The 11,921-nt window shown below is 61.0% G+C and carries 11 protein-coding genes; 8 read left to right on the top strand and 3 right to left on the bottom strand.

The genetic code is table 11. The annotated features are described in order from the left end of the window. Nucleotides 1-88: 88 nt before the first annotated feature. Nucleotides 89-415, bottom strand: coding sequence for a DUF1820 family protein (locus HX824_RS27620; protein ID WP_003215457.1), 327 nt, complete (start codon nt 413-415; stop codon nt 89-91). A 132-nt stretch (nt 416-547) separates the two neighbouring features. On the opposite strand from HX824_RS27620, the gene miaB reads away from it, so the two are divergent. The 5 genes from miaB (at nt 548) to lnt (ending at nt 5,958) form a co-directional block, all read left to right on the top strand. After that, nucleotides 548-1,873: a tRNA (N6-isopentenyl adenosine(37)-C2)-methylthiotransferase MiaB gene (gene miaB, locus HX824_RS27615; protein WP_102369960.1), complete on the top strand. Its 1,326-nt coding sequence runs from the start codon at nt 548-550 to the stop codon at nt 1,871-1,873. Nucleotides 1,874-2,091: 218 nt separating this feature from the next. Further along, a complete protein-coding gene (locus HX824_RS27610; RefSeq protein ID WP_003215453.1) occupies nt 2,092-3,093 on the top strand; it encodes a PhoH family protein in 1,002 nt (333 codons plus the stop codon). Continuing rightward, nucleotides 3,086-3,559 (top strand): rRNA maturation RNase YbeY, encoded by a 474-nt coding sequence (ybeY, locus tag HX824_RS27605; protein ID WP_003215452.1) that lies wholly within the window; start codon nt 3,086-3,088, stop codon nt 3,557-3,559. The genes HX824_RS27610 and ybeY overlap by 8 nt, the downstream gene beginning before the upstream one ends. A 27-nt stretch (nt 3,560-3,586) precedes the next feature. Further along, nucleotides 3,587-4,426, top strand: a complete 840-nt coding sequence (locus tag HX824_RS27600; protein WP_003215451.1) for an HlyC/CorC family transporter — start codon at nt 3,587-3,589, stop codon at nt 4,424-4,426. Between the two features lie 8 nt (nt 4,427-4,434). Continuing rightward, a complete protein-coding gene (gene lnt, locus HX824_RS27595; RefSeq protein WP_003215450.1) occupies nt 4,435-5,958 on the top strand; it encodes an apolipoprotein N-acyltransferase in 1,524 nt (507 codons plus the stop codon). A 123-nt stretch (nt 5,959-6,081) separates the two neighbouring features. On the opposite strand, the gene HX824_RS27590 is transcribed toward lnt, so the two are convergent. Further along, a complete protein-coding gene (locus HX824_RS27590; protein ID WP_008436576.1) occupies nt 6,082-6,843 on the bottom strand; it encodes a YdcF family protein in 762 nt (253 codons plus the stop codon). Nucleotides 6,844-6,946: 103 nt separating this feature from the next. Continuing rightward, nucleotides 6,947-7,264, bottom strand: a complete 318-nt coding sequence (locus HX824_RS27585) for a hypothetical protein (protein WP_177055632.1) — start codon at nt 7,262-7,264, stop codon at nt 6,947-6,949. 261 nt (nt 7,265-7,525) lie between these two features. Here HX824_RS27585 and leuS point away from each other — a divergent pair, with 261 nt between their 5' ends. From leuS to holA, 3 genes are all read left to right on the top strand, one after another. Further along, nucleotides 7,526-10,132, top strand: coding sequence for a leucine--tRNA ligase (gene leuS, locus HX824_RS27580; RefSeq protein WP_008436573.1), 2,607 nt, complete (start codon nt 7,526-7,528; stop codon nt 10,130-10,132). A 90-nt stretch (nt 10,133-10,222) separates the two neighbouring features. After that, entirely contained in the window at nt 10,223-10,828 is a 606-nt protein-coding gene (gene lptE, locus HX824_RS27575; protein ID WP_177035962.1) for an LPS assembly lipoprotein LptE, read from the top strand. Between the two features lie 39 nt (nt 10,829-10,867). Then, nucleotides 10,868-11,905, top strand: a complete 1,038-nt coding sequence (gene holA / locus HX824_RS27570; protein ID WP_177055630.1) for a DNA polymerase III subunit delta — start codon at nt 10,868-10,870, stop codon at nt 11,903-11,905. The last annotated feature ends 16 nt before the right edge of the window (nt 11,906-11,921 follow it).

Raw genomic sequence — 11,921 nt, 5'->3', positions numbered from 1 at the left:
TCTGCATAAACAAAATCTGCTGTTTTTTAAACAGAATGTCCATGCACGAGAGGCAAGAATCAGAAATACCCTACAAAATAGTTGAACGTCACTTCTCAGGCATCGGCATCGGAAACGGCATGACATTGCTCATGCCCCGGGCCTCGCTGATTTTCGGCGTGCCCAGGCGCTCGACTTCATCGATGCGCACGATCGAATGCATCGGCACAAAACTGCGCACCACGCCTTCGAACTGAGCCTTGAGTTTTTCCTCGCCCGGGTCGACGACCAGCTGCGTGCGCTCGCCAAAGACGAACTCTTCCACTTCCAGGAAGCCCCACAGATCACTTTGATAGATCTGCTTGGCGTACATTTCGAACACCTGGCCCTGGTTAAGGAAAATCACCTTGTAGATTGGAGCTTCACGTTTGGTCATGGTGGGCGGGTAACACATCGGGGGATTTAAAAGAGGGCGCGAACTATAGCATGGCGTCCGATGCACAGTGCTAGGAACCTATCGGCATGCCCCCTATAATGCGCGGTTCTTTACCACCAGTTGACGATCCCCATGGCCAAGAAGCTTTACATCGAAACCCACGGTTGCCAGATGAACGAGTACGACAGCTCGCGCATGGTCGATCTGCTGGGTGAACATCAGGCCCTGGAAGTCACCGCTCGCGCTGAAGACGCCGATGTGATCCTGCTCAATACGTGCTCGATCCGCGAGCGGGCCCAGGACCGGGTCTACTCGCAGCTGGGCCGCTGGCGTGAACTGAAACTGGCCAACCCGGACATGGTGATCGCCGTCGGCGGTTGCGTGGCCAGCCAGGAAGGCGCAGCCATTCGCGACCGCGCACCGTACGTCGACGTGGTATTCGGCCCGCAGACCCTGCACCGCCTGCCGGAAATGATCGACGCCGCGCGCATCACCAAGCTGCCGCAAGTCGACGTCTCGTTCCCGGAAATCGAAAAATTCGACCATTTGCCCGAGCCGCGCATCGACGGCCCAAGCGCTTATGTGTCGGTAATGGAAGGCTGCAGCAAGTACTGCACCTTCTGCGTGGTGCCCTACACCCGCGGCGAAGAAGTCAGCCGCCCGTTCGACGACGTGCTGGCAGAGATCATTCACCTGGCCGAGAACGGCGTGCGTGAAGTGACCCTGCTGGGACAAAACGTCAACGGCTACCGTGGCCAGACCCACGACGGGCGCCTGGCGGACCTCGCGGAGTTGATCCGGGTAGTGGCCGCCGTCGACGGGATCGAGCGGATTCGCTATACCACTTCGCACCCGCTGGAGTTCTCCGACAGCCTGATCCAGGCCCACGCCGAAGTGCCGGAGCTGGTCAAGCACCTGCACTTGCCGGTGCAATCGGGCTCGGACCGCATTCTCTCGGCGATGAAGCGCAACCACACCGCCCTGGAATACAAATCCAAATTGCGCAAATTGCGTGCGGCGGTGCCGGGGATCTGCATCAGCTCGGACTTTATCGTCGGCTTCCCGGGCGAGACCGAGAAAGACTTCCAGCAGACCATGAAGTTGATTGAAGACGTCGGCTTCGACTTCTCCTACTCCTTCGTCTACAGCCAGCGCCCGGGCACCCCCGCGGCAGACCTGCTCGACGAAACCCCGGAAGCGTTGAAGAAGGAGCGTTTGAACGCCCTGCAACATCGCCTCAACCAACAGGGTTTCGAGATCAGCCGACAGATGGTGGGCTCGACCCAGCGCATCCTGGTGACCGACTACTCGAAAAAAGACCCTGGCGAATTGCAGGGCCGGACCGAGAACAACCGGATCGTCAACTTCCGCTGTGATAATCCGACGCTGATCGGGCAGTTCGCCGACGTGCACATCGACGCGGCACAACCGCACTCGCTGCGCGGTTCGCTGGTGTAACAATAATTTGGCCACCGGGAACCAATGTGGGAGCGGGCTTGCTCGCGAAGGCGGTGTATCAGGCAACGAACAGGCTGACTGCCCCATCGCATTCGCGAGCAAGCCCGCTCCCACATTAGAACGGTACCAGCTTCGGGCTATATAAGTGCTTTCGCACGCAGCCTGCTGGCGTTATCCTTGATTTCATCTTAATTGCCCCAGGGCGGCTAAAAACGACCTTGAACGCACCCATAGAACCACATCGTTTTCTCCTCGAGCCCTTTGAGGCTCGCCGTTTCGCCAATCTGTGCGGACAGTTCGACGAGCACCTGCGCCTGATCGAACAACGCCTGAGCATCGAGATCCGCAACCGCGGCAATCAATTCGAGCTGATTGGTGAACCCCAGCACACCACCTCGGCAGAAAACCTTCTGCGCCGCCTCTACCGGGAAACCAAAGGTAGCGAGCTGTCGCCGGAAACGGTGCACCTGTACCTGCAGGAATCCGCCGTGGAGGACCTGGCCAATAACCCGGTAGCCGAAGCCAGCGTCGCGTTGCGCACCAAGAAAGGCATGATTCGCCCTCGCGGCTTGAACCAGCAGCGCTACGTCAAAGAGATCCTGGGCAACGACATCAACTTCGGCATCGGCCCTGCCGGTACCGGCAAGACCTACCTGGCCGTGGCCTGCGCGGTCGATGCCCTGGAGCGCGAGCAGGTGCGACGCATCCTGCTGGTGCGTCCGGCGGTGGAAGCCGGCGAGAAGCTGGGCTTTTTGCCCGGCGACCTGGCCCAGAAGATCGACCCGTACCTGCGCCCGCTCTACGACGCGCTCTACGAGATGCTCGGCTTCGAATACGTGGCCAAGCTGATCGAGCGCCAGGTGATCGAGATCGCCCCGCTGGCCTACATGCGTGGCCGTACGCTGAACAACAGCTTCATCATTCTCGACGAAAGCCAGAACACCACCGTTGAGCAGATGAAGATGTTCCTGACCCGGATCGGTTTCGGCTCCACCGCCGTGATCACCGGCGACGTCACCCAGGTCGACCTGCCCAAAGGCACCAAGTCGGGCCTGGCCCAGGTGATCGACGTACTCAAGGACGTGCCGGGGATCAGCTTCACGCACTTCATGCCCAAAGACGTGGTACGTCACCCGTTGGTGCAGCGCATTGTCGAAGCCTACGAGCGCTTCGAACACCGCGACGACCAACCGGCCAAGGACACTCGCCGCGATGCTTGAGCTTGACCTGCAGCTGGCCACCGAAGCGCCCGCCCCCAGCGAAGAACAGTTCCGCCAGTGGTGCACCCTGGCCCTGCGCCAGCGCACCGCCGACTCGGAGCTGACCATTCGCCTGGTGGACGAGCCCGAAGGCCGTGAACTGAATCACACCTGGCGACAAAAAGACTACGCGACCAACGTGCTGTCGTTTCCCGCCGACGTACCCGATGAGCTGCTGGATATCCCGTTGCTGGGCGACCTGGTGATCTGCGTCGAAGTGGTCGAGCGTGAAGCAAAAGAACAGGGCAAGGAACTTGAGGCCCATTGGGCCCATCTAGTCATCCACGGCTGCTTGCATCTCTTGGGTTACGACCATATAGACGATGACGAAGCCGAAGAAATGGAAGCACTGGAACGAACGTTGCTTGCAGAACTGGGTCATCGTGACCCGTATGCAGACGACGAAATTGCAACTACACCTAACTGAAACAATAAAGGATTTAGAGTAATCGCTATGAGCGAAGACCGATCGAGCAACGGGCAAAAGTCATGGCTGGGGAAACTCACCCAGGCCTTTGCCCACGAGCCGAAAAACCGCCAGGAGCTGCTGGAGCTGCTGCGCGAGGCGCATCAGAACAAGTTGCTGGACAGCGAAGCGCTGGCCATCGTCGAAGGCGCTATCCAGGTCGCTGACTTGCAAGTGCGGGACATCATGGTTCCGCGCTCGCAGATGGTCAGCATCAAGGCGACCCAGACCCCTCGGGAATTCCTCCCGGCCGTCATCGACTCGGCGCACTCGCGCTACCCGGTGATCGGCGAAAGCCATGACGACGTCATGGGCGTCCTGCTGGCCAAGGACCTGCTGCCGCTGATCCTCAAGGAGAACGGCGACAGCTTCAACATCAAGGACCTGCTGCGTCCTGCCACCTTCGTCCCTGAATCCAAGCGCCTGAATGTGCTGTTGCGCGAATTTCGTGCGAACCACAATCACATGGCCATCGTGATTGACGAATACGGCGGTGTAGCGGGTTTGGTGACCATCGAAGACGTGCTGGAACAGATCGTCGGCGACATCGAAGATGAGCACGACGTCGAAGAAGACAGCTACATCAAGCCGCTGCCCAGCGGTGATTTCCTGGTCAAGGCCCTGACGCCGATCGAGAACTTCAACGAGTTCTTCGACAGCGAATTCTCCGACGATGAATTCGACACGGTTGGCGGCCTGGTGATGAGTGCGTTCGGGCACCTGCCCAAGCGTAACGAGACCACGGAAATCGGTGCCTATCGCTTCCGCATCCTGAATGCTGACAGCCGCCGTATTCACTTGATCCGTTTGACACCTATTGCCCGCTAAGGACTGACATGCGCCGTATGATTGCACCCGGCTGGCCCGGTAACTTGCTGGCCGTGGTGGCCGGCGCCATCACCACCCTGGCGCTGGCGCCGTTCGACCTCTGGCCGTTTGCGCTGGTGGCGGCCGGGTTCTTTTATGCGGGATTGCGTGAACTGACACCGCGCCAGGCCTTGTGGCGCGGCTGGTGTTTCGGTTTCGGCCTGTTTGGCGCCGGTACCAGCTGGATCTACTACAGCATTCACCACTTCGGCGGCGCTTCGGTGCTGCTGGCGGGCATGCTGATGCTGGCGTTTACGGCGGCCATTGCCTGGTTCTTTGCCCTGCCCGCCTGGCTGTGGGCGCGCTGGCTGCGCCGCAACGAAGCGCCACTGGCCGATGCCCTGGCCTTCGCGGCCTTGTGGGTTGGCCAGGAAGCGTTTCGCGGCTGGTTCCTCACCGGTTTTCCCTGGCTCTATTCCGGTTACAGCCAGCTCGACGGCCCTCTCACCGGCCTCGCGCCGCTGGGCGGGATGTGGCTGATATCCTTTGCCCTGGCGCTGACCGCCGCACTGATCTGCAACCTGCCGCGTCTGCTGGCGGCTAAGCGCAACCTGTTCATCGGTGCCGGCTTGCTGTTGTTGGTGGCGCCATGGGCCATCGGCCTGGCACTCAAGCATCATGCATGGACCACCCCCGCCGGCGCGCCGCTGACCGTGGCCGCCGTCCAGGGCAACGTCGAACAAAGCATGAAGTGGGACCCCGAGCAGTTGAATGCGCAGCTCGCGCTGTACCGCGACATGAGCTTCAGCTCCAAGCCTGTCGACCTGCTGGTATGGCCGGAAACCGCCGTGCCGGTGCTCAAGGAATCCGTGGAGGGTTACCTGGGCATGATGGGCAAGTTCGCCGCTGACCGGCACACTGCGCTGATCACCGGTGTACCGATCCGCCAGGAAGTGCATCACCACAAGCGCTTCTTCAACGGCATCACGGTGGTGGGCGAAGGCGACGGCACCTACCTGAAGCAGAAGCTGGTGCCGTTTGGCGAGTACGTGCCGCTGCAGGACATGTTGCGCGGCTTGATCGCGTTCTTTGACCTGCCGATGTCGGACTTCGCCCGCGGGCCGTCAGACCAGGCACTGCTGCAAGCCAAGGGCTATCAGATTGCGCCGTTCATTTGCTATGAAGTGGTGTACCCGGAGTTCGCCGCCGGCCTGTCGGCCCGCAGCGATTTGTTGCTGACCATCAGCAACGACACCTGGTTCGGCCGCTCCATCGGCCCGCTGCAACATTTGCAGATGGCCCAGATGCGCGCCCTGGAAGCCGGGCGCTGGATGATCCGCGCCACCAACAACGGCGTCACTGGCCTGATCAACCCGTACGGGCAGATCACCGTGCAGATCCCGCAGTTTGAACGCGGGATTCTCTACGGCGAGGTCGTGCCGATGCACAACCTCACCCCGTACCTGGAATGGCGTTCGTGGCCGTTGATCATCCTGTGCCTTGGCCTGTTTGGCTGGGCGCTGTTGGCGGGCCGGATGTCCAAAACGGTTTAACAGAAATACTCGGACAACAATGTGGGAGCGGGCTTGCTCGCGAATGCGATCTGTCAGTTAAAGCACCAGTGACTGACACACTGCATTCGCGAGCAAGCCCGCTCCCACATTTGACCTGCGGTATTACCTGTAAAACATCCGGTAACCCACCTGCCCCACCGCTTCATTCAGCAACTGCCCGCTCTGCCATACCGACTTGAACTCCGGCATCCAGCCCCCCAATGGCCGGGCATTGTCCAAACCAAGAAACCCCACTGGCGCCGGAACAACCGTGAACCCGGCCTTTTCGAAGCTCCAGCGCGAGCGCGGCATATGCCAGGCCTGAGTCACGACCACCACACGCTTGATCCCCTGCGGCAGCAGAATCTCGGCACTCATCTGCGCGTTTTCCCACGTGGTACGGCTGCGCTCTTCCTTCCAGCGCACGCTCACGCCAAAGTCATCCTGCATCGATACCGCCATCAACTCCGCCTCGCTGGGCGGTGTGCCGTAGTGCAAGCCGCCGGTGGTCAGCACCGGCAAGCCCGAAGCCTTGGCCAGGCGGGCTGCATAGCGCTGGCGCTCAAGGCCGATACCCGTCGGCTGATCGGAGCCCCACGCCGGATCCCCGCGCTCACGCCCCGAGCCCAACACCACGATGGCATCAGCCCGCTGCGCCAGGGTCGCCCATTCATCACGGGCCAGAGGCGGCTCGGTCTCCAGGGCCTTTGCGCCCCATTGAACCGCCACCGGCAGGCTCATCAGCCACATCCCGCCAAACCCCAGGGCAAAGCACACGGCCGCCAGCCGCGGTCGGCTGCGACGAAACCACCAGGCAAGGGCCAGCAACAGCAACAGGATGCCGGGCGGCAACAACAATTGTTTAATGAAATAGCGAATAGGCATCGGGCATCTCCAAAGATGCCCGAAGCCTAAGGTGTAACGGGGTTAAGCGACAATCTTTACAGGAACAGACGCTGAGAAGGCTACAGATCACTAACGCGGTACTTCACTTGAAACGCACGGACCGGAGTTTTTCCGGGCTGCGACCGGCCGAAAAATCCTTGAGCCATACCACCTTGCCCGATCGCGAAAACTCCTGGGCTGGCGGGGAGGCCATGCCATGGGACGCGCGATGCTCATTCAACTCCAGATACACCCTGATCACGTCCAGCTCTGCCTGGCTCAAGCCACGCAGTTCCAACTCCAGAGGCCGTTCATCACACAATCGGCCTGCGGTTTTTGCTGCATCCAGTGCTCGACCCAAACGGTCGATCAGTCCTTCGTACACCTGCGGTTTCGTTAAAGTTCGCTGCGAATCAACCATCCCTCACCTCATTGAAGATAAGACTCACTCCCCACTAAACAGCGTAGTCCTGCTTGCCCTGCCTGCCTGGCGCCGCGACCAACGGCCTCGGCGGCGCAATCAGGGTTTCCCTCGATAGAGTGGGGTCATGTATGCTACGGCGCTTCCTGTAACTCCACTTCCCGCAGGGTTTGGGCACGGACGCGCCGCTTTTTGGTGTCGATCAACCTGAACGTTGCACCGAAGAGGATTAGGCCACCCCTATTCAGTTCAAAAGTAGCCATGCACGAACAATATCAGCCCCGTGAAATAGAAAATGCCGCCCAGTCGTTCTGGGATGAGCAAAAGTCCTTTGAAGTCAGTGAACAGCCAGGCAAGGAGACTTTCTATTGCCTATCGATGTTCCCTTACCCCAGCGGCAAGCTACACATGGGGCATGTGCGCAACTACACCATCGGCGACGTCATCTCCCGCTACCAGCGCATGCTGGGCAAGAACGTCCTGCAACCCATGGGTTGGGACGCCTTCGGCATGCCGGCGGAAAACGCCGCGATGAAGAACAACGTAGCGCCCGCCAAGTGGACCTACGAAAACATCGCCTACATGAAGACCCAGCTGCGCAGCCTGGGCCTGGCGGTGGACTGGTCCCGCGAGGTGACCACCTGCAAGCCTGATTACTACCGCTGGGAACAATGGCTGTTCACTCGCCTGTTCGAAAAAGGCGTGATCTACAAGAAGAGCGGCACCGTGAACTGGGACCCGGTGGACCAGACCGTACTGGCCAACGAACAAGTGATCGACGGCCGCGGCTGGCGTTCCGGCGCGCTGATCGAAAAGCGCGAAATCCCGATGTACTACTTCAAGATCACCGCCTACGCGGATGAACTCCTGTCGAGCCTCGACGATTTGCCGGGCTGGCCCGAGCAGGTCAAGACCATGCAACGCAACTGGATCGGCAAGTCCCGTGGCATGGAAGTGCAGTTCCCCTACAACGTCGACTCCATCGGCGCAGAAGGTGTACTGAAAGTCTTCACCACCCGTCCGGACACCCTGATGGGCGCGACCTACGTCGCCGTGGCCGCCGAACACCCGCTGGCCACCCAGGCTGCACAGAACAACCCCGAGCTGCAGGCGTTCATCGCCGAATGCAAGGGCGGCAGCGTCGCCGAAGCCGACGTCGCCACCCAGGAGAAAAAAGGCCTGCCGACCTCGTTGTTCGTCGAGCACCCATTGACCGGCGAGAAGCTGCCGGTGTGGGTCGCCAACTACGTGCTGATGCACTACGGTGATGGCGCAGTAATGGCTGTGCCGGCCCACGACGAGCGCGATTTCGAATTTGCCGTCAAGTACAACCTGCCGATCAAGTCCGTGGTGCGCACCAGTTCGGGCGACACCAACCCGGCTCCGTGGCAGGACGCGTACAACGAACACGGCACACTGATCAATTCCGGCGAGTTCGACGGCCTGGATTTCGAAGGCGCCTTCGACGCCATCGAAGTCGCGCTGATCAAGAAAAACCTCGGTGCCTCGCGCACCCAGTTCCGCCTGCGTGACTGGGGCATCAGCCGCCAACGCTACTGGGGCTGCCCGATCCCGATCATCCACTGCGAAACCTGCGGTGACGTGCCGGTACCGGAAGACCAACTGCCGGTCGTATTGCCCGAAGACGTGGTGCCGGACGGTGCTGGCTCGCCATTGGCGCGCATGCCCGAATTCTACGAGTGCACCTGCCCGAACTGCGGTGCCCCGGCCAAACGCGAAACCGACACCATGGACACCTTCGTGGAGTCTTCGTGGTACTACGCCCGCTACGCCTCGCCGCACTATGAAGGCGGCCTGGTGGAAAAATCCGCGGCCGACCACTGGCTGCCGGTAGACCAGTACATCGGCGGTATCGAACACGCCATCCTTCACCTGCTGTACGCGCGCTTCTTCCACAAGCTGATGCGTGATGAAGGCCTGGTGAGTTCCGACGAGCCGTTCAAGAACCTGCTGACCCAGGGCATGGTGATTGCCGAGACTTATTACCGCCGCGAAGCCAATGGCGCCTACACCTGGTTCAACCCGGCAGATGTCGAGCTGGAGCGTGACAGCAAGGCCAAGGTGATCAGCGCCAAGCTGAAATCCGACGGCCTGCCGGTGGAAATCGGCGGCACCGAGAAGATGGCCAAGTCGAAGAACAACGGCGTCGACCCACAGTCGATGATCGACCAGTTCGGCGCGGACACCTGCCGCCTGTTCATGATGTTCGCCTCGCCGCCTGACATGAGCGCGGAATGGTCGGACTCCGGCGTCGAAGGTTCGCATCGCTTCCTCAAGCGCGTCTGGCGCCTGGCGCACGCCCATGTCAGCCAAGGCTTGCCGGGCAAGCTGGACGTGGCGACCCTGAGCGATGAGCAAAAAGTCATTCGCCGCAGCACCCACCTGGCCATCAAGCACGCCAGCCAGGACGTGGGCCAGCACCACAAATTCAACACCGCCATCGCCCAGGTGATGACGCTGATGAACGTGCTGGAGAAAGCGCCGCAGGCCACCGAACAGGACCGCGCACTGGTACAGGAAGGCCTGGAAACGGTCACCCTGCTGCTGGCGCCGATCACGCCACACATCAGCCACGAACTGTGGAACCAGTTGGGCCACAGCGGTGCCGTCATCGATGCCGGCTGGCCGGTACAGGATGACAGCGCCCTGGTACAGGACACGCTGCAACTGGTGATTCAGGTCAACGGCAAGCTGCGTGGCCAGATCGACATGCCGGCCAGCGCCAGCCGTGAAGACGTCGAAGCCGCCGCCCGTATCAATGAGAACGTGCTGCGCTTCACCGAAGGCCTGACGATCCGCAAAGTGATCGTGGTGCCCGGCAAACTGGTCAATATCGTCGCTAGCTAATCGGATCGGGCGCCGAGGGAATAACCCTGGCGCCGAACAAAACCTCCAGGGCCTCGATAAGGCCCACATGGTTTCAAGGGGAGCATCAAAATGATCAAACGCAATCTGCTGGTTATGGGCCTTGCCGTGCTGCTGAGCGCTTGCGGCTTCCAGCTGCGCGGCACCGGCACCACCGAACTGGCGATCAAGGAACTGGACGTCACCGCCCGCAACTCCTACGGCGAGACCGTGCAACAGCTGCGCCAGGTCCTGGAAAACAGTGGCGTCAAAGTCTATTCAGGCGCGGCTTACAAGCTGAACCTGCTGGATGAGAAAGAAGAGCAGCGCAACCTCAGCTATGCCAGTGCCGGGCGTGCTTCGGACATTGAGCTGAGCACCACGCTCTTCTTCGAAATCCAGGGCCATGACCACCTGCCGCTGATGGGCGACAAGATCCAGATACAGAAAGTCGTGAGCCACGACGGCAACAACCTGGTGGGTTCGGACTCCGAAACCATCCAGGTGCGCAAGGAAATGCGTCGTGAACTGGTGCAGCGCATGGTCCTGCGCCTGCAACTGATCACGCCGGAGCAACTGGATAAGCTGCAGCAAACCGCGGATGCCAAGGCCAAGGCAGATGCCGATGCGCTGAAAGCGGCGCAAGAGTATGAAGACAGCCAACCTAAACAGTCGCCTGTCGAAGTTCCTGTCGAGTAAGCCAGACGGGGCGCCCCAGGCGCCCCGTTCGCCCTGCCTATGAAACTCGCCCCCGCCCAACTCGCCAAGCACCTGCAAGGCAGCCTTGCGCCCGTCTACATCGTCAGCGGTGATGACCCGCTGCTGTGCCAGGAGGCTGCGGACGCAATTCGCACCGCCGCCCGCCAACAGGGCTTCGATGAACGCCAGGTATTCAGCGCCGACGCCAGTTTCGACTGGGGTACGCTGCTGCAAGCCGGGGCGAGCATGTCGCTGTTCGCCGAAAAACGCCTGCTGGAACTGCGCCTGCCTTCGGGCAAGCCCGGCGACAAAGGCGCGGCGGCTTTGATGGAATACTGCGCACGCCCTGCCGAAGACACGCTGCTGCTGATCAGCCTGCCCAAGCTTGATGGCAGTGCGCAGAAAACCAAGTGGGGCAAGGCGCTGGTGGAAGGCGGCCAGACTCAGTTCATACAGATCTGGCCGGTGGACAGCAGCCAACTGCCGCAGTGGATTCGTCAGCGCCTGTCGCAATCCGGGCTGAGTGCCAGCCAGGATGCGGTGGAGCTGATCGCGGCGCGGGTGGAAGGCAACCTGCTGGCCGCCGCCCAGGAAATCGAAAAGCTCAAGCTGATGGCCGAGGGTGGCCAGATCACCGTCGAAACCGTGCAAGGCGCCGTGGCGGACAGCGCGCGCTTTGACGTATTTGGCCTGGTGGATGCGATCCTCAACGGCGAACCCGCCCACGCCCTGCGCATGCTCGAAGGGCTGCGCGGCGAAGGCGTCGAGCCGCCGGTGATTCTCTGGGCCCTGGCGCGAGAATTACGGCTGCTGGCCAATATTGCCCTGCAGTACAGCCAGGGCATCCCACTGGACAAGGCCTTCAGCCAGGCGCGGCCACCGGTATGGGACAAGCGCAAACCACTGATCAGCAAAGCCCTGCAACGGCACTCGGCGCAACGCTGGGCGCAATTGCTGATGGAAGCCCAACGCATTGACGCGCAGATCAAGGGGCAGGCGGCTGGATCGCCGTGGATGAGCCTGAGTCGTTTGTCACTTTTGATGTCAGGACAGCGCTTGGCGCTGCCTGCTGAATAGTCCTACGTATCGCTGG

Origin of the sequence: Pseudomonas sp. D4002 (genome assembly GCF_013385665.1) — a bacterium.
Lineage (GTDB): Bacteria > Pseudomonadota > Gammaproteobacteria > Pseudomonadales > Pseudomonadaceae > Aquipseudomonas.
Note: the sequence above shows the minus strand (reverse complement) of the source record. Positions and strands in the feature narration are given on the sequence as shown.

Excerpts from the sequence above, each read along its gene's own strand:
- HX824_RS27620 (WP_003215457.1), bottom strand. The coding sequence starts at position 415 with ATGACCAAACGTGAAGCTCCAATCTACAAGGTGATTTTCCTTAACCAG.
- miaB (WP_102369960.1), top strand. The coding sequence starts at position 548 with ATGGCCAAGAAGCTTTACATCGAAACCCACGGTTGCCAGATGAACGAG.
- ybeY (WP_003215452.1), top strand. The coding sequence starts at position 3,086 with ATGCTTGAGCTTGACCTGCAGCTGGCCACCGAAGCGCCCGCCCCCAGC.
- HX824_RS27600 (WP_003215451.1), top strand. The coding sequence starts at position 3,587 with ATGAGCGAAGACCGATCGAGCAACGGGCAAAAGTCATGGCTGGGGAAA.
- lnt (WP_003215450.1), top strand. The coding sequence starts at position 4,435 with ATGCGCCGTATGATTGCACCCGGCTGGCCCGGTAACTTGCTGGCCGTG.
- HX824_RS27590 (WP_008436576.1), bottom strand. The coding sequence starts at position 6,843 with ATGCCTATTCGCTATTTCATTAAACAATTGTTGTTGCCGCCCGGCATC.
- HX824_RS27585 (WP_177055632.1), bottom strand. The coding sequence starts at position 7,264 with ATGGTTGATTCGCAGCGAACTTTAACGAAACCGCAGGTGTACGAAGGA.
- leuS (WP_008436573.1), top strand. The coding sequence starts at position 7,526 with ATGCACGAACAATATCAGCCCCGTGAAATAGAAAATGCCGCCCAGTCG.
- lptE (WP_177035962.1), top strand. The coding sequence starts at position 10,223 with ATGATCAAACGCAATCTGCTGGTTATGGGCCTTGCCGTGCTGCTGAGC.
- holA (WP_177055630.1), top strand. The coding sequence starts at position 10,868 with ATGAAACTCGCCCCCGCCCAACTCGCCAAGCACCTGCAAGGCAGCCTT.